The organism is Nocardia sp. X0981 (assembly GCF_977089955.1).
This window is the reverse complement of sequence record NZ_OZ372435.1, coordinates 1938209-1964557: the sequence shown is the minus strand read 5'-3', so window position 1 is coordinate 1964557 and position 26349 is coordinate 1938209. Positions and strand designations below refer to the sequence as shown.

Genomic DNA, 26349 nt, shown 5'->3' with positions numbered 1-26349 from the left:
CCAGCGGCCCCACCCTCTCCTTCTTCCCCGCAGCGGATGCCACCGCCAGGGCGGGGCTCGACCTGGCTCAGTTCATCGGCAGTGCGCCGTCCACGCCGCCCACGTCTGCGATCTTCCATTCGGAATTCTCGTCCACCGTGACCGTGTAGGTGACCGTCGTCTGGGTTCCGTCCGGGTTCTGCGCATTGGTCGAGGTCACATTGACGAAAACGTTCACCTGATAGGTGCCGTCCTGTTCCGACATAACCTTCGCCGTGATCGGCGTGGCCGTCGAGGTCCACCGCAGCGGCACCAGGATCTGTTCCAGTTTCGGCGCCGTTTCCTCGAACTTGCCGGACAGCTGCGGGGTGGTGTTCTTCTTCAGGTTGCCGATCCAGGCGTCGAGGTCCTGGAAGTTCACCGTGGCCGCCCCGACCGCGTACTCGGTCGCCACCTGCTCGGCATGCCGATCACCGGCCGCGCGTTCCTCGCGCGCGGCCAGGTCGCCGCGCGCCGTGAAGTACAGCACCCCCAAGACCACCGCGGCCACGGCGAGTACGGCGATGAGCGCACCGCCGACCAGGCTGGAGACCCGGATGGACACAGTGCCCGGCCGGTCCGGTACCGGCTTCCCGGAGGCGGCGGTCCCGGCGGAGCCGGCCGCGGTATCGTCCGGGCCGCGGCCGGTGTCGTGGTTCTGCTCGGCCATGATTGATACGTCCTCTTTCGGTTCTTTCCTGTCTCGCGCGTGGACTCGGTCGCCGTATCCAGCGGAAACGGACGGCCGGCGCGATCCGGCGCCCCCGAGGCTAACGGTCGCCCCGAGCACGGCACTCCCGCGCCCACGGAAAAGTCCTGGAGATGCCGTGTGCGCGGCCCCGCGACCCGAGTCCGGGCCCCGTGAGCCACCCGATGGTGACCGGTACCGGAGCTGCGGGGAAAATGGATCCTCGTGCAAGCAGAGTTGGAGCGAGAGACGAGTTTGCGGATCGGCCCCTACCCGGTCGATCCGCCGGTGGTCCTCGCTCCCATGGCCGGGATCACCAACCTGGCCTTCCGGAAGCTCTGCCGGGAATTCGGCAGCCCGTCGGCGATCTATGTCTGCGAGATGATCACCGCCCGCGCGGTGGTGGAACGCAACGAGAAGACACTGCACATGATGTCTTTCGACGAGGGCGAGTCCCCCCGGTCCATGCAGTTGTACGGTGTGGACCCGGCAACCCTCGGCGAAGCGGTGCGGATCATCGTCGGAGAAGGCTGGGCCGATCATATCGATATGAATCTCGGCTGCCCGGTGCCCAAAGTCACCCGGCTCGGCGGCGGTGCCGCGCTGCCGTACAAGCGGAACCTCTTCGCGGCGATAGTCCGGGAAATGGTCCGCGCCGCCGAACCGGCGGGCGTCCCGGTGACCATGAAATTCCGTATCGGCATCGACGACGAGCATCGGACCTACCTCGATACCGGCCGGATCGCCGAAAGCGAAGGTGCGGCCGCCGTCGCGCTGCATGCCCGGACCGCCGCGCAGCGCTATTCCGGAACGGCCGATTGGTCCGCGATCGCGCGCCTGAAAGAAGCGGTGACCACCATCCCGGTATTGGGTAACGGAGATATTTTCAGCGCGGACGACGCGGTCGCGATGATGGCGCAGACCGGGTGCGACGGCGTGGTGGTGGGTCGCGGTTGTCTGGGCCGGCCCTGGCTCTTCGGTGAGCTCAGCGCCGCTCTGCGCGGCGAACCCGCTCCCCTCCCGCCGACCCTCGGCGAGGTCGGGACGATCCTGGCCCGTCATGCGAGGCTGCTCGCCGAACATCACGGCGAAGACAAGGGTATGCGCGATCTGCGTAAACATATGGCCTGGTATTTCATGGGCTTCCCGCTGGGAGCGGAGCTGCGGCGCAGCTTCGCCACCGTGTCCACCCTGAGCGAACTCGACGGGCTGATCGCCCAGCTGGATCCGGCTGTACCTTTCCCGAAGGACGCCGAGGGCCCACGGGGGCGGCAGGGCTCGCCCGGGAAGGTCGCGCTGCCACACGGATGGCTGGACGACCCGGACGACCGGACCGTTCCCACCGCGGCCGACGTCATGCACAGCGGCGGCTGATCGGGCCCGACACGCCGGAGTTCGATTTATTCGGAGCTGGGCGCGGGCGCATGAAAACATAGGCTCAGGCAACTTTCCAGCATTACCTTCGCCCTTCGCCCACTCGTGATCTCCGAGTGGCCCTCGATGGCGAAATCGTTATCATTGCGGAATCCCGCTCAGCCTTTCGAGCACGGCTGTGGCGGCAGCGAGTTGCGGAAAAGCGAGGTTCATTGGTGGGTGACGATCGGCACGGGCGATCACCAGGGCCCGGAGGTCGCGCACCGTGGGAGCGGTATCCCGCGGCGGAGTCCCCCGAAATGGACGGCACTCATGGGGGCCGGCGGCGGCAGCCGGAAACCCCGGCCGGGCAGGGCCCGCTGACGGTCGCGGATCTGGTCGAACGGGTGGACAGTGAGCGAACCGCCCGGCGTACCCCGGGTGATACCGGACGGCACAGCGCCGGGGCCGGCCCGGCGCAACCGCCGGCCGAGCGGCCGGCCCGCCCGGCGGGGCCGACGCCGAGGCCGGCCGCCGAGCAGCGGCCACGACCGGACCAACAGGGTCCCGAAGCCCCCCACTCCCGGGCGGCCCGCCCGCCCGCACCCCCGGCCGGCGGCCCGGCACCGGGCAAGCATTCGACCGGTGCGACGCCCGCCCAGCCCGGACCGCCCCCGGCGAATCGGCAACCGCCCCCGGGCGGGCCCGCGCAACAGCGGCCCCAGCCGCCCACGGGCCGGAAGCAGCCTCCGCCCGGACCGGCGCAACGCGCTCCCGGCCCCGGTCCGGAGCAGCCCGGCCCGGTCCGGAAGCCCGCCCAGCCGCGGCCCGGAGGAGAGGTAGCGCCCGGTGCGGGCGGGCAGCGCCCGGCGACGGATGCCCGGGCAGCCGTCCCGCCCGCCGCGGGCCCCGCTCCGGAGCCCGCCGGGAACCGTCCCCCTACGGGGCAGCGCCCGGCCGCCGCCCCGCCCGCACCCGCAGATCCCGAGCCGACCACCGCTGTCCCGCAGACCCCGGACACCGCCCGCGGCGGCCCGCGAGCCGGTGCGGACCCCGCACCGAAACGTTCCCGGCAATCGCGCAGCACACCCCGGCGCGGTAAAGGCGCGAAATCGGCGCCGGTAGCGGCCGAGGCTCCCGAGCAGGTCACCGATGTGCTCCCGCCCGTCGACGAGGACGGTTCCCGTATCAACGGGCGAACCGATACGGCGGGCTGGCCCACCGCCGAGCCCGCGGAGCCGGAAACGATCGGCAAGCCGAAACGGCGCCGGCCCGCCGAATCCCGCCGCAGCAGAAGGCTGCGGCTCGCCGGGCGCGCCACCGTGGCGTTCTCCTCCGTCCTGGCTCTCCTGATCACCGGGGGTGGCTGGAGCTACCTGCGCGCCACGGGCAACAGCTTCACTCAGGTATCCGCCCTCGCCGAGAACGACGACCATGTCATCGACGCGCAGGCTCAACTCGGTGACGAGAACTATCTGATCGTCGGCACCGATACCCGCGCCGGTGCCAACGCCGAGGTCGGCGCCGGCACCGTGGAGGACGCCGAGGGCGCGCGCGCCGACACCACGATGCTGGTGCACATTCCCCAGAACCGGCAGCGGGTGGTGATCGTGTCCTTCCCCCGCGACCTCGACGTCACCCGGCCCGAATGCCAAGGCTGGGACAACGAGAAACCCGGCTACACCGAGGATGTGTTCCCCTCGGCAATGAACGACAAGCTCAACGCCGTCTACGCGCGCGGTGGCCCCCGCTGCCTGCTGAGCACCATCCAGCTGTTGACGGGCAGCACGATCAACCATTTCATCGGTATCGACTTCGCCGGTTTCGAACAGATGGTGGACAAGGTCAACGGCGTCGAGGTGTGCGTGAACAAGCCCCTCGTAGACAGCATGCTCGGCACGATCCTCCCGGAAGCGGGCCGCCAGCGGATCGATGGGAAAACCGCGCTCAACTACGTTCGGGCCCGGCACGTCTACGGGGAAGAGCGCAGCGACTACGACCGGATCAACCGGCAGCAGAAGTTCCTCGCTTCCCTGTTGCGTGGTGCGTTGTCGAGCAAAATGCTGTTGGACCCCGGGCGGCTGAACGGATTCATCAAGGCTTTCTCCGACGCGACCTTTGTCGATGGAGTCGACCCCAACGACCTGCTGATGCTGGGCAAATCGCTGCAGGATCTGAATTCCGGGGCGGTGACCTTCTTGACCGTGCCCACCGCGGGTACCACCTCCTACGGCAACGAGATCCCTCGAACCGCCGATATCCAGGCGATCTTCCAGGCGATCCGCGACGATCAGCCGCTTCCTGGAGAGAAGACCGCACCGGCACCGCCACCGACCTCCGAAGCTCCGGTGCCGCCGTCGCTGACCGCGGTGGATCCCAGCACCCTGTCGCTACTGGTGTCCAACGGTTCGGGAATCGCGGGCCTGGCCAGGACCACGGCCAGTCAACTGGCAAATGTCGGCTTCAATATCTACAAGGCCGACAACTATACGGAGGGCAACTCCACCGAAACCAAAGTTCGCTATTCTCCGGGCCACGAAGCCGAAGCGGCGACGGTGGCGAGTTCTGTCCCCGGAGCCAGCATGGAACTGGATGAATCGCTGAGCAGTATCGTCGAATTGGTACTGGGCGAGGATTATCAGCAGGTGGTGAACGAACCGACGCCCGTGGGAAACCCGATCACGGATATCCCCCAGACCAGTCCCGGGCCGGTAGAGCTGCCGTCCGACCTCGAACATGTCAATGCCGCAGACGATATGTGCGCATAGGAGCTTCTACGGCGCCCGCCGGCCGAATTCTCCTGACGAAACAGATCGTTGACCGAAAATGCGTTGTGGGTACACGGCCGTCACCGCCTGCCACCATGCTTCCTGCAGCTGCCCATTTCTGCGGTGAGCAGCCGCGTCGTCACCTGCGGCGCGAAGTGGTGGGCCCGTCCGGGTTACCGTTGTGCGGGAAGCATCCGTACACGCCGCGCGCATTCTCCTGTGCTTCCAGTTTTTCGAGGCCTGCCCACATTGCGCCCCATTGGGGAAAGTCTTGGGAAGCGCCGGCGCTTCACTCGCGACAGCCGTTCCGGACACACCGGAAAGCACGACGCCGATCGATCCGGCGAGAATTTCGGATCCGGCCGCTCCGGAGACGACCCCGCGCCGTGCGGTGACCCCCGGCACAGCTCCCCACCGGATTGTTCACACCTTGTTGGTGACGTGGACAGTAGAGCGAACTAGTCTTCGTTTCATGCGTGTCATCTACAACGAGCGAATGGCCGATCTCGCCCACCTACTGGGCGAGATGGCCGGGCTGGCCGGTTCGGCCATGGATCGTGCCACGCAGGCGCTGCTCCAGGCCGACCTGTCGCTGGCCGAGCAGGTCATCAGCGAGGGTGATCGGATCGCCGAGATGATCGCCGACGCGGAGGAGAGGTCCTTCGCGCTGCTCGCCACGCAGGCCCCGGTCGCCGGCGATCTCCGGCAGGTGGTCAGCGCGATCCAGATCGTCAACGATGTCAATCGGATGGGTACGCTCGCGCTGCACGTGGCCAAGGTGGCCCGCCGCCGGCATCCCAACCACGCGCTGCCCGAGGCGGTGAACGGGTACTTCGCCGAGATGGGCCGGATCGCGGTCAGTATGGGCCAGGGCGCGAAGGAAGTACTGGAATCCCGCGACCCCGAACGCGCGGCTCAGCTGAATCAGGACGACGAGGCGATGGACGATCTGCATCGCCACCTGTTCACCCTGTTGATGGACCGGGAATGGAAGTACGGGGTGGCGCCCGCTGTCGATGTCACCCTGCTCGGCCGCTACTACGAGCGGTTCGCCGATCACGCCGTGGAGATCGGCCGCCGGGTCATTTTCCTGGTGACGGGCGAACTGCCTCCGGACACCGACACCGAGAGCTGAGCCACCCCGGCACACATACGCTGGACTGTGGCCCGAGGGTTTCTCGGGCCACAGTTTTTTGCGGGTCCGCTACGGCAACCAGCGGGTGATGATCCATCTGCCCACCGGGCGTCAGCGCGCAGTAATACGTCCTCGGCGGAGCATCATAGGTGCCGGTTGCCGACAGCGTAGATTTCGACCACGAATCCCCCTTCGCTCGAACATATTGCGCGGAGGTCGTGTCGTTTTCTCCCCCGCCTCACACGGGTTATCGAATCATTTCGGAACAAACAACGACTCGACCCACGCGAGGTGGGCAGTGCAGCGGGAGCCGCGGGTTCAGTGGCGATACGAGGAATTCCGGCCTGCGCGACGCAGCCAGAGAAGCCCGCGGGAATCGTTCCGCGGGCTTCGCGTCGCCGGCGGCTCAGCCGAAACGGCCGGAGATGTAGTCCTCGGTGGCCTTTTCACCGGGGTTGGAGAAGATCTTCTCGGTATCGTCGATCTCCACCAGCCGGCCCGGTTTGCCCTGGGCCTCGAGGTTGAAGAAACCGGTCTTATCGCTCACCCGCGCCGCCTGCTGCATGTTGTGGGTGACGATGACGATCGTGTATTCCTTCTTCAATTCGGTGATCAGGTCCTCGATCGCCAGTGTGGAGATCGGGTCCAGGGCCGAACAGGGCTCGTCCATCAGCAGTACGTCCGGGGACACCGCGATGGCGCGGGCGATGCACAGACGCTGCTGCTGACCGCCGGACAGCCCGCCGCCGGGCTTGTCCAGCCGGTCCTTGACCTCGTTCCACAGGTTCGCACCGCGCAGCGAGCGTTCCGCGACCTCGTCCAGTTCGGCCTTGTTGCGCACGCCCTGGAGTTTGAGACCGGCCACCACATTGTCGCGAATGGACATGGTCGGGAACGGGTTCGGGCGCTGGAACACCATGCCGATGGTGCGGCGCACGCCCACCGGATCCACCTGCGAGCCGTAGATGTCCTCACCGTCGAGCATGACGGCACCCGAGACGCTGGCGTTCGGGGTCACCTCGTGCATCCGGTTCAGCGAGCGCAGCACGGTGGACTTACCGCATCCGGAGGGGCCGATGAAGGCGGTCACGCTACGCGGCAGAACGTTGAGCGTGACATCGGCGACGGCGTGGAATTTACCGTAGAAGATGTTCAGGTCTTTGATGTCGATGCGCTTGGCCATCAGTTCTTCCGTTCCGCCTTATCGGTTCCGCATCAGGAACTTGTTGACACCCGCCGCCGCCAGGTACAGCACCGCGATCAGCAGGATCAGTGTGAGCGCGGCACCCCACACTCGCTGCCGGCCCGCGTCCTCCGCGTTGGCCAGTTCCTGGTAGATCAGCAGCGGCAACGAAGCCATATTGCCGTCGAAGATGTTCATATTGATCGACTTGCTGTATCCGACCAGCACCAGCACCGGCGCCGTCTCACCCATGACCCTGGCCAGGGCGAGCAGGATGCCGGAGATCATGCCCGGCAAGGCGGTCGGAATGACAATGCGCAGGATGGTCTTCCACTTCGGGATACCGAGCGCGTAGGAGGCCTCGCGCAGTTCGTCCGGGACGAGCTTGAGCATTTCCTCGGTATTGCGCACGACGACCGGGAGCATCAGCAGCACCAGGGCCAGGGCGACCGCGAACGAACTCTGCGGGAAACCCAGGGTCGCGATCCACAGGGCGAAGATGAACAGGGCCGCGACGATCGAGGGAACACCGGCCAGGATATCGACCATGAAGGTGGTCACCTTCGCGAAACGGCCGGTACCGTACTCGATCAGGTAGACCGCCGCCATGATGCCCAGCGGCACCGCGATGACCGCCGCCACCGCCGACTGGACGATGGTTCCGTAGATCGCGTGGTAGACACCGCCGCCGGTCTGGTCGGGCAGGATTCCCTTCTGCGAATGCTGCCACCATTCGAGCGAGAGGATCGCTTCGAATCCGTTGACGAACACCATTCCCAGCACCCAGCCCAGGGGGATGAGCGCGATGAGAAAGCACAGGGTGAACAGGCCGGTGGCGATATTGTTCTTGACCCGGCGCGCGGTGCTCACATGCCGGAAGGTGGGCGCCTTGACCGGCTGATCGAATTTGGTCGGGCTGGTCATCAGCCGTTCACCTTTCCGCCCGCCGCGAGCCGGGCCAGCGCGTTGACGACGAAGGTCAGCGCGAAGAGCACGAAGCCCGCCGCGATATAGGCACCAGTCGGTAGCGGCGCGCTGAACTCCGCGGCGGCCGAGGCGATCTTGGAGGCGAAAGTGAAACCGCCGTCGAACAGCGACCAGCCGCCCGCCTCCGCCGACGTCTTCAGGATGAGGAGCACCGCGATCGTCTCACCGAGCGCGCGACCGAGGCCGAGCATGGAACCGGCGATCACACCGCTGCGGCCATAGGGCAGCACGGTCATCCGGACGACCTCCCATTTGGTGGCGCCGAGCGCCTGGGCCGCCTCGATGTGCGCACGCGGGGTCAGCGCGAACACTTCTCGCGCGACCGAAGTGATGATCGGCAGGATCATCACCGCCAGCACCACCCCCGCGGTGAAGATCGTGCCGCCGCCCGCGATGGAGACATTGCCGTCGCCGAAGAGGAAGAACCAGCCGAGGTTGTCGTTGAGGAACTCCTGGATCGGCTTCAGATAGGCCGCCAATACCAGCAGGCCCCACAGGCCGTACACGATCGACGGCACCGCCGCCAGGAGATCGGTCAGCATGGAGAACGGGCGCGCCAGTTGTTTGGGCGCGTAATGCGTGAGGAACAGGGCTATACCGACACCGATCGGCACCGCGATGAGAAGTGCGAACGCGGAGCTCGCCACCGTCACCATGAACAGGTCACGGATACCGAAACGAAGGTTCTCCGCATCACCGGTGTTGAACTCCGTGCTGGTGAAGAAGTTCACCTCGTCGGCACGAAGCGAAGGCACCGCACGAATGAGCAGGAACAGCGCGATCAGCGCGATCGACGCCACGATTATCGCGGCGGCGGCGGTCGCCAGCGATTTGAAGACCAGTTCGGCCCGCCGGCCGCCGCCTGCGCTGCGCGGCGGCGCTTTCATCGGATCGCTCGACATGGACGCGGTGTCTCCGGTCTTCCGCGGGCCCGTTATGCCGGACGGACCCGCGGAGACTACCTCAGGGTTGACTGTCATCGTTGCGCAATCAGGAAATGGCGTTGATCGCCGTGGTCAGCTTGGTCTTGAACTGTTCCGGGATCGGCACGTAACCGTTGTCCTCCAGGCCGGTCTGGCCGTTGGTGATCGCCGAGGTCAGGAACGCTTTGACCGCGGTCGCGGTCGCACCGTCGGTGTACTTCGAGCACACCACCTCATAGGTCGGCAGGATGATCGGGTACGCGCCGGTCTCGGTCGGCTTGTAGAAGGACGACGTATCGAGTACCAGATCGTTGCCCTTGCCCTTGATCTTCACCCCGTCGATCGCCTTACCGGCGGTTTCGGAGGTCAGTTCCACCGGTTCGGGCCCGGCGGAGGTGATGACACGGACCACGGAAAGGCTCTGCGCCTTGGCGAACGACCACTCGTTGTAGGAGATGGAGTTCGGGGTGGTCTTCACCGCAGCCGAGGTGCCCTCGTTGCCCTTGGCGCCCTCACCGATACCGCCGTTGAAGACCTTGCCCGTGTCCTTGCCCCACGCTCCCTCGGAGGCGGCGTCCAGGTAGAGCTGGAAATTGTCGGTGGTACCGGACTCGTCGGAGCGGTAGATCACCTTGATGGTTTCGGCGGGCAGCTGCGCGTCCGGGTTCAGCGCCTCGATCTCGGGCGCGTCCCAGGTCCGGACGGTTCCGTTGAAGATCTTGGCCAGGGTCGGGCCGTCGAGCGCGAGATCGGTGACTCCGTCGATGTTGTAGGTGACCGCGATCGGGCCGAAAACGGTGGGCAGGTTCCACGCGGAGGAAGCGCAACGCTTCGCGGCGTCGGCGACCTCACCCTTCGATTCGCTGAGCGGGGAGTCGGTACCGGCGAAATCGGTCTGACCGCCGATGAATTCCTTCACTCCGGCGCCGGAGCCGCTCGACGTGTAGTTGAGCGTCTGATCTCCGCAGTTGGTTTCATAGGCGGCGGTGAAACGCTCCACAGCGTTCTTCTGCGCGGACGAACCGCTGGCCTTGAGCGCTTCCTTGCCGCCACACGCGACTTCGGGATTGGGCTCGATACCGGTCGCCGACGTGTTGTCGTCGCTACCACAGGCAGCCAACGACAGCGTCATGGCGGCGAGCGCACCGACGAGGGCACTGCTGCGCTTGAAGTTCACTCCAGTCCTCCGGATACGTCCTACTCGCCCGGTCCCTCACCGGCCCGGGCGGGTGTGATGGTGGGCCGTTCGCGGGGAACTTGCACACCAGGCGACCTACTACCGCCCAGAATCAAACTAGGTCCCGTCGGTAGACAGCCGGACCAGGGCAAGTGAACGCGAGGTGAACAGGACGGCGTTGATCCGTCCGATATGTGTGATGTTAGCCGCGTTGTTACTCTACGCACGCCTGGGCGACCATTCGGTCAACCGTCATCGACTTTTCGGATTTCCCGTGACGGGGAACATCCGGGCTCCCGCCCGCCCGCTCACCCGGCCATCGAGTAGGCGATATCGATGTGCGCGGGCGCGAAACCCAGACGCTCATAGGTACGGACCGCCGCGGTGTTGTCGGCTTCGGTGTACAGCAGCACCTGGTCCAGTCCGATATCGCGCAAATGGTGCAGGCCGACGAGCGTGAGCAAGCGGCCGAGGCCCCGCCCCTGCGCGGCCGGGTCGATCCCGACTACGTAGACCTCACCCACGGGCGGATTCTCGTCCCGGTGGACCTTGGTCCAGTGGAAACCGAGCAGCCGATCCGGGCGGTCCGACGCGAAGGCCAGGAACAGCCCCGCCGGATCGAACCAGGACTCCCCGCGGCGCTGCGCGAGTTCGCTTTCCGACCACCCTCCCTGTTCGGGATGCCAATCGAAGGCGGCGTTGTTGACCCGTAGCAGTTCGGCATCGTCCTCCGGGCCGGAGTACGTACGCACCACGACCCCGTCCGGTACGGCCACTTCCGCCGGCTCCGGATTCCTCAGCGCTCGCCGCATCTGCCACAGTTCACGCGCGGCCGTCAGGCCCAGCCGCCGAGCCACCGCCTGTGCGGCGGGCAATTTCCCGTGCGCCCAGATCCGGGCGCCGGGACCGCCCGCCGCCAGCGCGGCGGCCACCAGATCGCCGCCGATGCCGCGCCGGCGCCACTGCGGTGTCACCGCCGCCTCCACCATCGCCGGGTGCTCGCCGTGCGCCGGGGCCAGACCCGCGTACCCGGCCACCACACCGTCCCGGAGAGCCAGCAGATGACGGACCGCGGAGGCGCCCCGCAGCGCGAGCCGGCCCTGCTCGGAGACCGGCGCGACACCGTCGGCCGCCGCCGCGGCGTCGAGCAGCTCGGTGACCTGATCGACGTGGGCGTCGAGGGGGCCCTCGACCCAGCGCAACTCTGCCCCGGCCGTATTCCCCGTACTCACTGGCCGGTTCCGTTGGCCGGTGCCATCGAATCCTCCTCCGTAGCCCCCTGCCCGCTGCCGGCGGAACGGGATTCGGAGTCGTTCTTACCGGCCGAACGGGCCGGCCGCACGGCCTTGTAACCGACATTGCGGACGGTACCGATCAGCGATTCGTATTCGCTGCCCAGCTTCGCGCGCAACCGCCGCACGTGCACATCGACCGTGCGGGTACCGCCGAAGAAGTCGTAACCCCAGACCTCCTGCAACAGCTGCGCGCGGGTGAACACCCGGCCGGCGTGCTGGGCGAGGTACTTCAGCAGTTCGAATTCCTTATAGGTGAGGTCGAGAGGACGGCCACGCAGCCGGGCCGTGTAGGTGCCCTCGTCGATCACGAGCTCCCCGAGAGTTATCTTGCCGGTGTTCTCCGGGCTGGCCGCGCCGCCGGTGCGCCCGAGCAGCAAGCGCAGCCGCGCGTCCAGCTCCGCGGGGCCGGTACCGGGCAGCAGGATATCGTCGAGACCCCAGTCGGCGTTCACCGCGACCAGCCCACCCTCGGTCAGCACGGCCACCACCGGAACCGACGATCCGGTGCTACCGAGCAGCCGGCACAGACCGCGGGCGGCGGCCAGATCGGTGCGCGCATCCACCAGCGCGATGTCCGCGGTACCCGCTTCCAGCAGCGACGCCACTTCGGTAGGCGCGGGCCGCACGGTGTGTGCGAGCAGCGACAACGAAGGCAGAACCGATTCGGGGTCGGGGTCGGAAGTCAGCAGGAGCAGCTCCACAAGCACTCCTCCCATCTCGTAGCTACGCGAAAGCCAGCCTCGTCGCCGTCGCCACGTTGCTCGTCCACAAGTAATCGCTGCAAGATTAGCGCGTCGAGCTGTATCTATTGCGGCGGCTGTGAGCGACGGTCGCCCCTTCGGCATGATCGGGGATGAATCGGCCTCCACGTGCTCGGTCGGCGCGCTCCTCGCTTCATCACGTCACGACCGTTGTTGCGCACAGACCCGGGAGGCGCCGGCGTATGTCCACTAGGGTGCATGTCATGCGGAAGCTGATCATCGGACTGCTGTGCCTGGCGGGTCTGGCAGTAGTCGTCGATTTCGGCGCGGCCGCATATTCGGAGTACCGGGTATCGCGATCGCTGCGGGTGGGCGCCGATCTCAGCGCCGATCCGGAGGTCACCTTCCACGGTTTTCCGTTCCTCCGCCAAGCCCTCGACGGTCGCTACGAGAACATCGAGATCGAAGCGGACAGCGTCCGGCCCGATATTCCCGGTGAAATCGCTCTCGAGGCCACTCTGCTGGGTATGCGGCTACCACTGGGGGATCTGGTCGACGGCGGCGTGCGCAGCGTTCCGGTGGAGCAGGTGGACGTCCGGATGCGTGTCGCCCCGACGGAGCTGGGCCGCCTGTTCGGCATCCCCGATCTGGAGGTGCATTCGCGTCCCGCGGACAAATCCGACGGCACCGGCGGTTCGGGTGGTTCGGGTATGACCACCGCGGGCGCGCTCGTGCTGACCGGCACGCTGCCCGCCGCGCCGAGTGGTCAGCAGGGCGCGAGTTTCACCGGCGAACGGGTGAGCGTGGCGGCCGATCTGCTGCTCGACGGCGATCAGGTGCGAATCGTGGCCAGCGGACTGTATTCCGAGGAGATCTCGCCGGTCCCCTCGAAGCCGGTGGTCGACGAGGTCGACATCCCGGCGGTACTGGCGATGTTCACCCGTACCATCGACACCAAGGAGCTCCCCTTCGGCATCCGGCCCACCGAGGTGACTGCCCTGGGCGGGCATATCGTGGTCGAAGGGCGGGGCGAAGATGTGACGATCGACCTGAACAGATTGCGGCGCCCATGATCGAGATCACCATTCTGGCGGTAATGCTGCTGGCCGGGCTGGCTGTCGGCCTGTATCTGCGGCATCGCGAAGGCACGGTCCGCACGGCACCGGTGACCCTGGACCGGGACACCGCCGAACGTGACGATCTGCTCGTCGCGGCCGGGGTCACCGGTTCGAGCCCGGCGGTACTGCACTTCTCCGCCGAGTGGTGCGGACCGTGCGCGGCGGTGCGCCGGGTGGTCGCCGATGCCACGCGGGACCTGGCGGATTCGCCCCGGCCGCCCCGGGATATCGAGATCGATATCGACGCCGATCCCGCGCTGGCCAAAGCGCTCAACGTGCTGTCGTTGCCCACCACATTCGTCTTCGACGCCGAGGGCCGGGAACGATTCCGGATCTCCGGGGTACCCAAGACCAGCGATCTGCGCAGCGCACTCGGCCCGCTGACCGCCGGATCGGCCCACTGATAAGCCCCCTGAACTGCTGCTCACCCCCTACCTGCCCGGCCGAAGCCACGATTGGGTAGACTGCCCGATGTGCAAAACCACCGCGAGCTGATGCTCACCCGTCGCCGCACAGTCGATCTGTGCCGCCTCGGTGGTTGTTGCTGCCTGTGCCGCTGAGCGGTCGGGTCTTTTCCTGACGCCGACCACGGTTCGTCCGCGCGAGCGATTTCATCCCCCGGCGAACCGGCCGAAATCCGCTGAACAGTTCGAGCGCAGGAGTTTCGTTCATGTCTTCTACCGTTACTTTCCCCACCGGAGTGGGTACGGCCCCCATCGAACGAGTCGACGTCCGGGGTCCCCGCTTCGTGGCCTGGGTGACCACCGCCGTTCTCGTGCTGGTGCTGTTGCTGGGCGCGGTCTCGGGCACCGCCGCTGCTGTATTGATCGGGGTACAGGCACTGGTATTCGCCCTCGGCGCGGCCCTGGGGCCCCGGCGACACCCGTACGGTCTGCTCTATGCTCGCGCGGTCGCGCCGCGCCTGGGCCCGGTCACCGAAACCGAACCCACCCCGCCACTGCGGTTCGCCCAGTTGCTGGGCTTCGTATTCGCCGCCGTGAGCCTGCTGGGGTTCGGGCTCGGCGCGTCCGCGGTAGGCGCGGTCTTCGCCGGCTTCGCCCTGTTCGCCGCGTTCTCGAACGCCGCGTTCGGCATCTGCTTCGGGTGCCGGCTGTACCCGCTGATCGCCCGGTTACGGCCGCGCACCCCGTCCGAACCCTCCGTATCGAACTGAACCGAATCCGCAAGTCACCACCGAAAGGAAGAAAATGGCTCGCTCCGATGTCCTGGTCTCCGTGGACTGGGCCGAAGAGAACCTCAAAACCCCCGGCGTCGTCTTCGTCGAGGTCGACGAGGACACCACCGCCTACGACGGCGGGCACATCGAGGGCGCCGTCCGGCTCGACTGGAAGAAGGACCTGCAGGATCCGGTCCGTCGTGATTTCGTGAACCAGGAGCAGTTCTCCGCGCTGCTCTCCGAGCGTGGAATCAGCAACGACGACGAGGTCGTCCTCTACGGCGGCAACAACAACTGGTTCGCCGCCTACGCCTACTGGTACTTCAAGCTGTACGGTCACAACAACGTCAAACTGCTCGACGGCGGGCGCAAGAAGTGGGAGCTCGACGGACGTCCGCTCTCGCGTGACGAGGTCTCCCGCCCCGCCACCCAGTACAAGGCCGCCGAACCGGACAACTCCATCCGGGCCTTCCGCGAAGAGGTCATCGCCGCCATCGGCACCAAGAACCTGGTCGATGTGCGCTCCCCCGACGAGTTCTCCGGCAAGATCCTGGCTCCCGCCCACCTGCCGCAGGAGCAGAGCCAGCGTCCCGGCCACATCCCCGGCGCGATCAACGTGCCGTGGAGCAAGGCCGCCAACGAAGACGGCACCTTCCGTTCGGACGAGGAACTCGCCGAGCTCTACGGCGCGGCCGGTCTGGACGGTAACAAGGAGACCATCGCCTACTGCCGTATCGGCGAGCGCTCCTCGCACACCTGGTTCGTGCTGCAGGAGCTGCTCGGCCACCAGAACGTCAAGAACTACGACGGCAGCTGGACCGAGTACGGTTCGCTGGTCGGCGCACCTATCGAGTTGGGAGAGTAATCACCATGTGCGCAGCACCTACCCAGGGTCAGGCCATTCCGGCCGGTGTCGATGTGGAGAAGGAAACGGTCATCACCGGCCGGGTCCTCGGCACCGACGGCGAGCCGGTGGGCGGCGCGTTCGTGCGCCTGCTCGACGGCAACGGTGATTTCACCGCCGAGGTCGTCGCTTCGGGAACCGGGGATTTCCGCTTCTTCGCGGCACCGGGCACGTGGACGCTGCGGGCGCTCTCGTCCGCGGGTAACGGTTCGGCCGAATTGCGGCCGGAGGGCCCCGGCATCCACAACCTGGACGTCACCGTCGCCAAGTAGGCACGACAGAACGGCCCGGGCCCACCTCCCCACGAGGTGAGCCCGGGCCGTTCCGCTGTCCTCCACCCGCTCCGGATTCCCGAGGTTCCCCGGACGGCCGGAACAAGTCGGAACCCCACCCCTTCCCTGGACAGTAGCCCTCCGTGGTCGGGGCCCGCCCCGGTTCTGCAGCGACAGAGCGAAGGAGCGCAGCGACTGAGCGCCGGAGTGAAGGAGCGCAGCGACTGAGCGCCGGAGTGAAGAACCGGGGTCCCGAGGGCCCCGACCCCGCGGCGCCGGAGGCGACGCCACAGACACAGCCCCCGACCCCGCGGCGCCGGAGGCGACGCCACAGACACAGCCCCCGACCCCGCGGCGCCGGAGGCGACGCCATAAACTTGGGGTGTGGTCCTCTTCTTCGAGATTCTGCTGATCGCCGTATCGATCCTCATCGGGTGGTTCGGCCTCTACGTCTTCTACCGGCTGTTCACCGAGTCATGAGCGGTCTCGCGAGCGAGGGTTCCGATCCGGCCGAGCGAGCGAGCGACAACACCAACGGAAAGCCCGCCGTCGACCCGGCCGGGGCGAACGGTCGCGGCGCGGACAGCCGGTCACCGGGCAGCGGTGACCGGGCGGTGGCCGATGCGGCCGAACGCGCCAAAGCGACCGGCGGCCGCAATATTCCGGTGCTCCCGGACCTTCCGCTTCCCGACGAGACGGCGAATCTGCGACTCGGGCCGGACCTGAATCCGGCCATGCTGGCGCTGCTGCCGATGGTCGGTGTCTGGCGCGGTGAGGGCGAGGGTAACAATCCCGAACGCGGTGATTATCGTTTCGGCCAGCAGATCGTGGTCTCCCACGACGGCGGAGATTATCTGAGCTGGGATTCGCGTTCCTGGTTCGTGGAGGAAGACGGCAGCTACGGTGGGCCGGACCTGCGTGAACGCGGTTTCTGGCGGGTCGGGGCCGACGGCGACGACGAGGTGCTGGAGCTGCTGCTCACGCACAGCACGGGGATCGTCGAACTGTTCTACGGCACCGCTTTGACCCAGGCGTCCTGGGAGTTGGCCACCGATGTGGTCATCCGTAGCCAGACCGGCGCGGTGGTCGGGGGCGCCAAACGCCTGTACGGCATCGTCGAGGGCGGCGATCTGGCCTATGTGGAAGAGCGCGTGGTGGCAGACGGCCCGCTGCAGCCGCGGCTCTCGGCCCGCCTGCACCGCTATATCGGCTGATCCGCTCGCGCTCGGGGGGAAAGCCTTCGAAAAGGGAACGACCCCCGAGCCGTATCGGTGCGGCCCACGGTGTGAGTACCGAAGGGGTCCGCGGCCGATCCCGGTCGGACACGACCGGGGACTCGGGGGCCGGGTGACTGTCTTGGATTCGCTTCACGCTCGCGGCGACGGAATCCGTGCACAGCCGGCTACAGCGTTCAGCTGACAGCCACCTCACGTGTCCTATGAATTTCCATTCGTCGGATCACCTCCTTCCTTGTGTACCGTCGAATCTAGCCACGACCGGCGGGAGTCGGCAACGGAATTTCATCGAGGGCGTAATCGGTCCGCGTTTCGCCGGGAAAAGACGCCCGCACCTGCCCGGATTCATCGACGGTGATGATCAGGTCCGCCCGGTGACCGGCGGGGAGTTGATGGGTGACGACCACCACATCACGGTCCGGTGCCACCAGCCCGCTGTCGATATCGAGGAGAGCCCGCAGCAGTTCCGCTCCGGCGGCGGCATCGAGGTGTTCGGTGGGTTCGTCGAGCAGCAGGGCGCGGGCGGGGGACACCAGTGCCCGGGCGAGCAGGATACGGCGGCGCTGGCCTCCCGAAACGGCGGCGGCACCGCCGACCAGCTCGGTGTGCACGCCGCGGGGAAGGGCGTCCAGCCAGTCCCCCAACCCGACTGTGCGCAGCGCCCGCGTGGCTTCTCCGGCGTCCAGATCGCCCCGGGCCACCCGTAGGTTCTCCAGCACGCTCGTACCGAACAGGTGCGCATCCTCGGCGAAGAACCGGATCTCCTCGTCCGGGGTGTCGAAGAGACCGGCCCAGGCCATCAGCAGCGTCGTCTTCCCGGCCCCGCTGGGTCCCACGACCACCACTCGCGCGGCCCGGGGTCGTTCGGGGATCTGCCATCGGCCGTCGCCCACCCAGCCGATCACCACACCGTCGGCACGACTGTCCGCGTAGGGGTACGGATGCGGGCGACCATCCGTACCGAACCGTTTCCGGGTGGCCGCCGGACCGGCCCGGTGCGCCGCGCCGGTCGGCCCGGCGCCCATCGCCGGCTCTCCCGTCCGGTAGGCCGGGGATACCGCGTGCAGCCGGTGCAGGGCCGCCCGCGCGACGGTGAGGGTTTGTGCCGCGGCCGGTAGCGCGGTGGTGGCCTCGAAGGACGAGAGGGGCAGCAGGACGAGCACGGTCAGCGCCATCGGGGTCATCGCTGTCGATGCCCCGCCGTCGGGCCCGTAGAGAACGATTCCGATCAACAGCGCCGCGAGCACGGTCACTCCGGTGGCCAGGGGTGTCGCGGCCGCCGCCCAGGCAGTGCGCCCGGCTGCCCGGTCCTCGGCGGCCAGTGCACGCCGGTCGGCCGAGGACGCCGTGGCCAGCGCGGTATCGAGTTTCCCGGCGACCCGCAGTTCGGCGGCGTGGTCGAGCACGGTCAGCGCGTGCGCGGTGAATTCCGCGCGGTCGGCACGGGCGGCCCGTTCGGCACCGGCCGCGGCGCGCGCCGACAGCCAGGGGGCGACGATTCCGGAGAAAACCAGCGCCGCGGCCAGTACGGCGGCGGCCGCGGGCGAGATGCAGGCCAGCAGTCCGATCGCGGCCAGGGCCAGTACCGCGGCCACCGCGATCGGCACGAAGGTGCGTACCACCACGGCACCGAGATCGTCGATATCGGTGCCGACTCGTACCAGCACATCGCCGCGCCGCAACCGGCCGGGCACACCGGGCCCGCCGGGCGCTGTGGGGGCTCCGGCAGCCGCACCGGGCAGATCCGCGTCGGCCCGCCGCGTCAGCCACAGCGGAGCACGGGCCAGCGCCCGGTACACGGAGGTACGCGCCGCCGCCATGGAACGCAGGGCGACGTCATGGGTGGCCAGGCGTTCGAGGTAGCGGCACAGACCGCGCGAAATACCCAACGCCCGCACCGCGACCACCGCGACCGTGAGATCCAGTACCGGCGGCATCTGCCAGGCGCGGGCGATCAACCAGGCGGCGAGCGCCGCGAGACCGAGACCGCTGCCCAGCGCCAGCACCCCCCAGCCGACCGCCACGGCCAGCCGTCGGCGGGGCACTTCCAGCATGCCCCACATCTGGCGGATATCGCGGAGCAGCAGTCGTATCCGGGCCGAGCGCCGGGCCACACGGGCCGGGCCGGCCCGGCTCGGGCGGCGGGAAGCGCCTGCGGTCGGGGGGTTCATAGCGAAATCTCGGGAGAGGTAGCGGATACCGTGATGATCTCATCGGCGGCGGCGAGCAGGGCCGGGCGGTGGGCGACCACCACCACGGTCGCACCGGTACGGGCCAGGGTGGTGAGCGCCGCCGCCACGGCGACCTCGCTGTCGGGGTCCAGATGGGCGGTCGGTTCGTCGAGTAACAGGATCGGGCGGTCGGCGGCCAGCACGCGGGTCAGCGCAAGGCGTTGCCGCTGCCCCAGGGACAAACCGATACCGCCGGTACCGACCACGGTATCCCATCCGGCCGGCAGGGTTTCGAGCACGGCGTCGAAACCGGTTACGGCACAGGCGGCGTCCAATTCGCTCAGTACGCGGGCCGCGCCGCGGCGGGATGATCCGGCCACGGTGGCGCCGAGCAGTTCCAGATTCTCCCGCAGGGTGCCCGGGACCAGGACCGGTCGTTGCGGAAGCCAGGCCAGGCGCCCCCACCACTGGTCCGGCGCGAGTTCCCGGATATCGACGCCGTCGGCGAGTACCGCTCCCCCGGTGGGCTCCACCAGCCCCAGGATCGCCTGCAGGGCCGTCGATTTCCCGCTGCCGTTGGGACCGGTGAGTGCGGTGACCCGGCCCGGCCGCAGGACCGCGGACAATCCCCCGGGCGCCGCGCCGTCCCGGGTTCCGACGCTCAGATCGCGTAATTCGACGGCACTCGCACCCGGCCGGCCACTGCGCACGACCACCGCCGTTGCGCCGGAGGCACCGCTCTGGGCCCGGCCGGCCACCCGCGCGACCCGAGACCGGGAGGTCTCCGGCTTTTCCGTCCGGTTCTCCCCGGCCGCCGCTATGCGACCGCCACCGGCCGGCGCCGGATCCGCCGAATTCTCCCCGGAACCGGCCTGTTCCAGGATCGCGAACGCCTTGTCCGCGGCGGCCGCGCCGTCCTGCGCGGCGTGGAAACGCTCCCCCACCGTACGCAGCGGCAGATAGACCTCCGGGGCGAGGATCAACGCGACGATCCCCGCGTACAGGTCCATATCGCCGTGCACCAATCGCATTCCGATCGCCACCGCGACCAGCGCCACCGACAGGGTGGCGAGCAGTTCCAGCACCATCGAGGAGAGGAAGGCGATCCGCAGCGCGCTCATGGTCCGGCGGTGCAGCGCGTCCCCCAGCTCCTGGACCCGGCCGCTCATGGTCCGCCCTGCGCTGTCGTCGCCGTGCGCGTTCTCCCGGCCGAGCGCACGCAGGGTCGGCATACCGGCGAAAAGGTCCAGTAGCTGATCGGACAGCCGGGTGGTGGCGTCCAGGGTGGCGCGGGCGCGCCCCTCGGTGAGCAGGCCGATGAGGATCATGAAGATCGGTATCAGCGGTAGCGTGATGATCACGATGATCGCCGAGGTGGGGTCGTGGGCGGCGATGACCACCAGCACGACCGGCGGAACCAGCACCGCCAGCAGCAGTGCGGGCACATAGCCGGTCAGGTAGGCACGCAGCCCGCTGAGCCCGCTGCTCACCACGACCGCGAGTTCGGTCCGCCGCGCTTCCAGCTCACGCGGTGGCAGACCGGCTCCCGTGGTGAGCACCGATTGTTCCAGTTCGGCGACGACCCGGGCACCCGCCCGGTGCGCTGTACGGGATTGCCACCAGGCCGCCAGCGCCCGGCCGGAGACAGCCAGTCCGAGCAACAGCAGCTCCGCGGTCCACGCCCCGGCCGTTCGCCGGCCGGGGTCGGTGATGACACCGGCCAGTACGCGCCCCAGCAGTACGGCGGCGCACACGATGGTCACCGTCGTCAGGAACGACAGGCCCACGCTCAGCGCCAGATAGCTCCGGGCCGATCGCGCGTACCGCCACAGGCGTGGGTCCACGGGCGGGCGTGCCATGAGGTCACTCCTCGGTTGCGACGCGGGGCGGGAGTCCGATTCCGGGTGGGATGTGTTCGACTCTGATCCGTTTGCGGAACACCCAGTACGTCCAGGCCTGGTACCCGAGGACCACCGGCGTGACCGCCAGCGCCGCCCAGCTCATCACCTTCAGCGTGTACGGCGTGGAGGAAGCGTTGTCGACGGTCAGGGCGAAGGCCGGGTCGATGGTGGACGGCAGGACATACGGGAACAGCGCGCCGAACAGCAGCGCGGAGACGGCGAGTACGGTGAGCGCGGTTCCCGCGAAGGACCAGCCGTCCCGCCCGGCGAACAGCGCGGCGGCGCCGCCGAGCAGGCCGATCACCGCTGCCGCCACCAGGATCCAGGTCCGATCGCTGCCGTAGGCGAGTTGCGTCCACAGGCCGAAACCACCGACCGCCGCGGCGGCGGGGGCCCACAGCAGCCGCGCGGCGCGCACCGCGTCGCCGCGGACCTCACCGCCGGTTTTGAGCGCCACGAACACCGCACCGTGCAGCGCGAAGAGCAGTCCGGTGGCGAGCGCGCCCAGCAGGGCGTAGGGGCTGAAGAAGGCGCCGGCCGAACCGGCGAACTGTTTATCGGCGTCCAGCGGCACACCACGCACGATATTGGCGAAGATCCAGCCCCAGGCGAGCGCGGGCACCCACGATCCGATACCGATACCGATATCGCAGCGGGCCCGCCAGCGCGGATCGTCGATCTTGCCGCGGTATTCGATGGCACAGATCCGCAGGATCAACGCCACGAGCAACAGGAGCAGTGGGAAATAGAAGCCGGAGAACATGCTCGCGTACCACTCCGGGAACGCGGCGAACAGCGCGCCGCCCGCGGTGATGAGCCAGACCTCGTTGCCGTCCCACACCGGTCCGATGGTGTTGAGCACCACCCGCCGCCGGGTGTCGGAGCCCTTGCCGAGGAGCGGCATCAGCATACCGACTCCGAAATCGAAGCCCTCCAGCACGAAGTACCCGGTGAAGAGCACTCCGATCAGCACGAACCAGAATTCCTGCAATTCCATCCCGGGCTCCTAGTAGGCGAACGAGAGTTGTTCGCTGACGGGTTCTTTCGCAGCGTCCCCGCCGTCCGGCCGGGTGCCGTGCGGCCGCTGCGGGCCCTCGAGCACATAGCGCCGCATCAGGTAGGTCCACACGACGGCGAGCAGACCGTAGACCACCGTGAACGTGATCAGCGAGATCCACACCGTCGCGGTCGCGTGGTCGGACACCCCTTCCTGAACAGTCAGTCGCAGGTTCGGATCGCCGGTGGGGTTGGGCACGACGACCCACGGCTGACGGCCCATCTCGGTGAACACCCAGCCGGCCGCGTTGGCCAGGAACGGGGTCGGTATGGCCAGCAGGCTCAGCCAGGAGAACCAGCGTTGCTCCGGTACCCGGCCGCGCCTGGTCATCCAGAACCCGGCGAACACCAGGAGCGCGGAACCGGCGGCCAGTCCGATCATGGCGCGGAACGACCAGTAGGTGACGAACAGGTTGGGCCGGTAGTCCCCGGGACCGAATTTCTCGTTGTAGGCCTGCTGGAGGTCGACGACGCCCTCCAGTTCCACCCCGGTGAACTCGCCTTCCGCCAGGTACGGCAGCGCGAACGGTACGTCGAGTACGTGGATCACGCTGTCGCAGTTGTTGTGGGTGCCCACCGTGAGGATCGAGAAATAGGGGTCGGTCGCGGTGTGGCACAGCGACTCCGCCGACGCCATCTTCATCGGTTGCTGATCGAACATGAGCTTGCCCTGGACGTCGCCGGTGTACACCAGGGCGATACCGGCGATCACCGCCACCAGCAGTGAGACCCGGGCTGCCGGGCGCCACACGGTGCGCGCCTCGGTGAGCTCGGCCGGGACACCGCTGCGCGCGTTGCGCACCATCCACCAGCCCGCGATCCCGGCCACGAACGTGGCGGCCGTGAGGAACGACCCCGCCACCACGTGCGGGAAGGCCGCCAGCGCGGTGTTGTTGGTGAGCAGTTCGACGATGCTGGTGAGTTCGGCACGCCCGGTTTCCGGGTTGTACCGCGCACCGACCGGGTGCTGCATGAAGGAATTGGCCGCGACGATGAAGTAGGCGGAGGCGTTGACGCCCAGGGCCACCATCCAGATCGTGCCCAGGTGCACCAGTTTCGGTAGCCGCTGCCAGCCGAAGATCCACAGCCCGATGAAGGTGGATTCCATGAAGAACGCCACCAGCCCCTCGAGGGCCAGGGGGGCGCCGAACACATCGCCGACGAACCGTGAGTATTCGCTCCAGTTCATTCCGAACTGGAATTCCTGCACGATCCCGGTGGCGACACCGAGCGCGAAGTTGATCAGGAACAGCTTCCCGAAGAATTTGGTGAGCCGGTACCAGTGCTCCTTACCGGTGATCACCCAGGCGGTCTGCATCCCGGCGACCAGCGGCGCCAGGCCGATCGTCAAGGGAACGAACAAGAAGTGGTAGACGGTCGTGATGCCGAATTGCCATCGCGAGACATCCAGGGCGTCCACACGATCCTCCTGTTACTACTACTGGTCGTAGTAACAGCCTACGCGGCGCGACCGCCGGATCAATGTGTCGGCAGACACCACATACCGCCCGGTACGCGAGGTTTCCGGCAACGAGTGCCGCGTCACCCACAACGACGGGACGGGCGGCGTGCGCCCGGTATCACCAGTCGGCGATCGTCCCGGTGCGTTCGATTCCGCGATCGACCATCTCGGCGATCTCCGCGGCCGACTCCGGAGCCGACATCCGCACGCCGTCCAGTGAATTCACCCGCGCGGCCAGGGTCACGCTGCTGAGCATCCAGATACTGTCACAGTCGAACAGGTCCGCGGTGAACAGCGGTTCGTAACCGCATTCGTACCCGTTGCGTTCCGCCTCGGCGTACAACGCCCGCTGGGTGATTCCCGGCAGCACACCGTTCTTCGCCGGCGGGGTGAGCAGCTTCTTGCCCCGCGCGATCACCACCGTCGACCGTGGGCCCTCCAGCACCCGGTGCTCGGTACTCGTGAAGATCACGTCATCGGCGCCCATACGAGCGGCGAAACGCAACGCCGCCATATTCGTCGCATAGGAGAGCGTCTTCGCGCCCAGCAGCTGCCACGGCGCGGCCTGGGCGAGATCGATCGAGATACCACGGGTGAGGGTGACCACCGCGACACCTTCCGCCCGCGCCGTGGCCACCCGTTCGGCCATCGGCGTGACCATGACGTAGGTCGAGGGCACCGGCACCGCCTCGGACAGCTCCCCGGACCGCAGCCCCGCCTTGGGGCTGCCGAGCGCGTTCTCCCGGCCGCGGGTCAGCACCAGACGCATAACGCCTTCGGCCTCGCTGCCCCATTTCTCGGCCGCCGTTTCCATCGCCGACCGCCAGCGGGCCAGATCGGGCTCGGGAAGATCGAGCGCCTGCGCGGAACGCCGCAGCCTGGCCAAATGGAAATCGAGCGCGCATACCGTGCCGCCGCGGACCAGCGCCGTCTCGAAAACTCCGTCACCGCGCAGGACGCCGAGATCATCGGCGTACAGCAACGGCTGGTCCGCGTCCCGGACCTCACCGTCGAGTGTTACAAGAACTCGCTCCACCATGCGCACGAGCGTAGGCCAACACCGGATGATATGACGGGCAGAAAACCAGGCTGTCCCGACAATGTCGGCCGAGCGCACTTCTGGCTCACCGGTGCGCCGCCGCCCGGCGGCGCACATTTCGACCGGCCCGGCTCCCGCTGGTTAAAGTCGGGCAATGGCACGACGGACGGATATCGACCCGGGAACGGTGCGTTCGGCGGTGGCAGCGGTCCGTGCGTGGCTGCTCGACGAAACCCACCCGGCGCCGGCCCGCGCCGAGCTGGCAGCCGCCGTACGCGGGACCGCTCGCGCCCTGGCCGCCGCGGCCCCCGGACATTCGGTGGAGGTGCGAGTGCCGCCGTTCGTCGCGGTGCAGTGCGTCGAAGGTCCCCGGCACACCCGGGGCACACCGCCCAATGTCGTGGAAACCGATCCGCGCACCTGGCTGCTACTGGCGACCGGCCTCCAGGATTTCGCGGCAGCCGTCGAGGCGGGCACCGTGGACGCCTCCGGTAGCCGTGCCCCGGAAATCGCCCGCTGGTTACCGCTGGTTCCGGTCCGCCCCGAACGGCAGTGATATCGCCCACGCCCGAGAACAGGACGAAACGCCTGGTCGATACCCCGCTGATGCGCACCACGCAAATCAGCTCCTAGAGTGGAGAAGGTGTCCGTGGTCACCGCACCCAGTCCTGTCCTCGCTGCACCGGGAGCCGTCGCCGCCGCGCCGGGCTCACCCGACGCCCCGGTCCCCTGGCACTACGGTGACCCGCTCGGTGAACAGCGCGCCGCGACCGAGCGCGTAGCGGTCGTCGACCGCTCCCACCGCTTCGTCCTCGGTATCACCGGCGCCGAACGACTCACCTGGCTGCACACCATCACCAGTCAGCACATCGCCGAACTCGGCGACGGCCGGTCGGCGGAAAACCTGGACCTGGACCTGAACGGCCGGGTACTGCACCATTTCGTGCTCACCGAGCTCGATACGAAGGTGTGGATCGATACCGAAGCCGAACGCGGCCCGGCGCTGCTGGACTTCCTCACCAAAATGGTTTTCTGGGCCGATGCCCGCCCGGCCCCGGAGCCGGACCACGCGGTCCTGAGCCTGCTCGGGCCGCGCACCGGAACACTCATCCCGGTACTGGGCACGGACCGGCTACCGGATGTCTACGAGGCCGTGGCGCTGCCGGGGGGTGGTTTTCTGCGCCGGATGCCCTGGCCGACCGCGGATTCCTTCGATCTGATCATCCCCCGAGATCAGCTGATGACCCGCTGGAACGAACTCACCGCCGCGGGCGCCGAACCGGCCGGGTCCTGGGCCTACGAGGCGTTACGGGTGGCCGCTGTCCGGCCGCGGATCGGCCTCGACACCGATGACCGCACCATCCCGCACGAGGTGAACTGGATCGGCGGGCCCGCCGAGTACGGCGCCGTACACCTGGACAAGGGCTGCTACCGCGGCCAGGAAACCGTGGCGCGCGTACACAATCTCGGCAAACCACCGCGCCGGCTGGTCCTGCTGCACCTGGACGGCTCCGCCGACGACCGCCCCGTCCCGGGCGACCCGGTCACCGCGGGTGGGCGGACGGTGGGTGTCCTGGGCACCTCGATCGATCACTACGAACTCGGGCCGATCGCGCTCGCCCTGATCAAACGCGCCGTCCCTCCCGATACGCAGCTCACGGTGGGCGCGATGGCCGCCGCCATAGACCCCGATTCGGTCGTCTCCGACGACGCACCACAGGCCGGGCGCCTGGCGATCGACCGGCTCCGCGGTCGCTGAACCGTGTGAGCCCGAGTACAACGAGCC

Annotated in this window: 23 protein-coding genes; 11 read left to right on the top strand and 12 right to left on the bottom strand. The window is 67.9% G+C overall.

Annotated features, from left to right (window positions below; all coding sequences use genetic code 11):
- Window positions 1-67 precede the first annotated feature (67 nt).
- Entirely contained in the window at window positions 68-688 is a 621-nt protein-coding gene (locus ACYR7D_RS08755; RefSeq protein ID WP_459549107.1) for a hypothetical protein, read from the bottom strand.
- Window positions 689-931: 243 nt separating this feature from the next.
- On the opposite strand from ACYR7D_RS08755, the gene dusB reads away from it, so the two are divergent.
- The 3 genes from dusB (at window position 932) to phoU (ending at window position 5962) form a co-directional block, all read left to right on the top strand.
- Window positions 932-2080: a tRNA dihydrouridine synthase DusB gene (gene dusB / locus ACYR7D_RS08750; protein ID WP_459549106.1), complete on the top strand. Its 1149-nt coding sequence runs from the start codon at window positions 932-934 to the stop codon at window positions 2078-2080.
- 299 nt (window positions 2081-2379) lie between these two features.
- On the top strand, window positions 2380-4827 hold the full coding sequence (locus tag ACYR7D_RS08745) for an LCP family protein (RefSeq protein ID WP_459549105.1): 2448 nt from the start codon (window positions 2380-2382) through the stop codon (window positions 4825-4827).
- Window positions 4828-5299: 472 nt separating this feature from the next.
- Window positions 5300-5962 carry a phosphate signaling complex protein PhoU gene (phoU, locus tag ACYR7D_RS08740; RefSeq protein ID WP_459549104.1) on the top strand — a complete coding sequence of 221 codons (663 nt, stop codon included), beginning with the start codon at window positions 5300-5302 and terminating at the stop codon, window positions 5960-5962.
- A gap of 406 nt (window positions 5963-6368) precedes the next feature.
- Here phoU and pstB read toward each other — a convergent pair whose 3' ends face one another.
- The 6 genes from pstB to ACYR7D_RS08710 form a co-directional block, all read right to left on the bottom strand.
- A complete protein-coding gene (gene pstB, locus ACYR7D_RS08735; RefSeq protein WP_459549103.1) occupies window positions 6369-7145 on the bottom strand; it encodes a phosphate ABC transporter ATP-binding protein PstB in 777 nt (258 codons plus the stop codon).
- 18 nt (window positions 7146-7163) lie between these two features.
- A complete protein-coding gene (pstA, locus tag ACYR7D_RS08730) occupies window positions 7164-8069 on the bottom strand; it encodes a phosphate ABC transporter permease PstA (protein WP_459549102.1) in 906 nt (301 codons plus the stop codon).
- Complete coding sequence (gene pstC / locus ACYR7D_RS08725) at window positions 8069-9034, bottom strand: phosphate ABC transporter permease subunit PstC (protein ID WP_459549101.1); 966 nt, start codon at window positions 9032-9034, stop codon at window positions 8069-8071. Before pstC ends, pstA begins: the two co-directional genes overlap by 1 nt.
- Before the next feature lie 88 nt (window positions 9035-9122).
- Window positions 9123-10232, bottom strand: coding sequence for a phosphate ABC transporter substrate-binding protein PstS (gene pstS, locus ACYR7D_RS08720; RefSeq protein ID WP_459549100.1), 1110 nt, complete (start codon window positions 10230-10232; stop codon window positions 9123-9125).
- Window positions 10233-10540: 308 nt separating this feature from the next.
- Window positions 10541-11434 carry a mycothiol synthase gene (gene mshD, locus ACYR7D_RS08715; RefSeq protein WP_459550094.1) on the bottom strand — a complete coding sequence of 298 codons (894 nt, stop codon included), beginning with the start codon at window positions 11432-11434 and terminating at the stop codon, window positions 10541-10543.
- Window positions 11435-11460: 26 nt separating this feature from the next.
- Window positions 11461-12228, bottom strand: coding sequence for a winged helix-turn-helix transcriptional regulator (locus tag ACYR7D_RS08710; protein ID WP_459549099.1), 768 nt, complete (start codon window positions 12226-12228; stop codon window positions 11461-11463).
- Window positions 12229-12491: 263 nt separating this feature from the next.
- Between ACYR7D_RS08710 and ACYR7D_RS08705 the strand changes: the two genes are divergently transcribed.
- From ACYR7D_RS08705 to ACYR7D_RS08680, 6 genes are all read left to right on the top strand, one after another.
- Complete coding sequence (locus tag ACYR7D_RS08705) at window positions 12492-13301, top strand: LmeA family phospholipid-binding protein (RefSeq protein ID WP_459549098.1); 810 nt, start codon at window positions 12492-12494, stop codon at window positions 13299-13301.
- On the top strand, window positions 13298-13750 hold the full coding sequence (locus tag ACYR7D_RS08700) for a thioredoxin family protein (RefSeq protein ID WP_459549097.1): 453 nt from the start codon (window positions 13298-13300) through the stop codon (window positions 13748-13750). Before ACYR7D_RS08705 ends, ACYR7D_RS08700 begins: the two co-directional genes overlap by 4 nt.
- A 266-nt stretch (window positions 13751-14016) precedes the next feature.
- Window positions 14017-14520: a DUF4395 domain-containing protein gene (locus ACYR7D_RS08695; protein WP_459549096.1), complete on the top strand. Its 504-nt coding sequence runs from the start codon at window positions 14017-14019 to the stop codon at window positions 14518-14520.
- 34 nt (window positions 14521-14554) lie between these two features.
- Entirely contained in the window at window positions 14555-15388 is an 834-nt protein-coding gene (locus tag ACYR7D_RS08690) for a sulfurtransferase (RefSeq protein ID WP_459549095.1), read from the top strand.
- Between the two features lie 5 nt (window positions 15389-15393).
- On the top strand, window positions 15394-15699 hold the full coding sequence (locus tag ACYR7D_RS08685) for a DUF1416 domain-containing protein (protein WP_459549094.1): 306 nt from the start codon (window positions 15394-15396) through the stop codon (window positions 15697-15699).
- A 476-nt stretch (window positions 15700-16175) separates the two neighbouring features.
- Window positions 16176-16913 carry a heme-binding beta-barrel domain-containing protein gene (locus ACYR7D_RS08680; RefSeq protein ID WP_459549093.1) on the top strand — a complete coding sequence of 246 codons (738 nt, stop codon included), beginning with the start codon at window positions 16176-16178 and terminating at the stop codon, window positions 16911-16913.
- 272 nt (window positions 16914-17185) lie between these two features.
- On the opposite strand, the gene cydC is transcribed toward ACYR7D_RS08680, so the two are convergent.
- From cydC to ACYR7D_RS08655, 5 genes are all read right to left on the bottom strand, one after another.
- Window positions 17186-18997, bottom strand: coding sequence for a thiol reductant ABC exporter subunit CydC (gene cydC / locus ACYR7D_RS08675; RefSeq protein WP_459550093.1), 1812 nt, complete (start codon window positions 18995-18997; stop codon window positions 17186-17188).
- 104 nt (window positions 18998-19101) lie between these two features.
- Window positions 19102-20964, bottom strand: a complete 1863-nt coding sequence (cydD, locus tag ACYR7D_RS08670; RefSeq protein ID WP_459549092.1) for a thiol reductant ABC exporter subunit CydD — start codon at window positions 20962-20964, stop codon at window positions 19102-19104.
- 4 nt (window positions 20965-20968) lie between these two features.
- A complete protein-coding gene (cydB, locus tag ACYR7D_RS08665) occupies window positions 20969-22003 on the bottom strand; it encodes a cytochrome d ubiquinol oxidase subunit II (RefSeq protein ID WP_459549091.1) in 1035 nt (344 codons plus the stop codon).
- A 9-nt stretch (window positions 22004-22012) separates the two neighbouring features.
- Window positions 22013-23482 (bottom strand): cytochrome ubiquinol oxidase subunit I, encoded by a 1470-nt coding sequence (locus ACYR7D_RS08660; RefSeq protein ID WP_459549090.1) that lies wholly within the window; start codon window positions 23480-23482, stop codon window positions 22013-22015.
- A 160-nt stretch (window positions 23483-23642) separates the two neighbouring features.
- Window positions 23643-24563 carry an aminodeoxychorismate lyase gene (locus tag ACYR7D_RS08655; RefSeq protein ID WP_459549089.1) on the bottom strand — a complete coding sequence of 307 codons (921 nt, stop codon included), beginning with the start codon at window positions 24561-24563 and terminating at the stop codon, window positions 23643-23645.
- 154 nt (window positions 24564-24717) lie between these two features.
- On the opposite strand from ACYR7D_RS08655, the gene ACYR7D_RS08650 reads away from it, so the two are divergent.
- Window positions 24718-25119 carry a sterol carrier family protein gene (locus ACYR7D_RS08650; RefSeq protein ID WP_459549088.1) on the top strand — a complete coding sequence of 134 codons (402 nt, stop codon included), beginning with the start codon at window positions 24718-24720 and terminating at the stop codon, window positions 25117-25119.
- Between the two features lie 87 nt (window positions 25120-25206).
- Complete coding sequence (gene ygfZ, locus ACYR7D_RS08645) at window positions 25207-26322, top strand: CAF17-like 4Fe-4S cluster assembly/insertion protein YgfZ (protein WP_459549087.1); 1116 nt, start codon at window positions 25207-25209, stop codon at window positions 26320-26322.
- Window positions 26323-26349 lie beyond the last annotated feature (27 nt).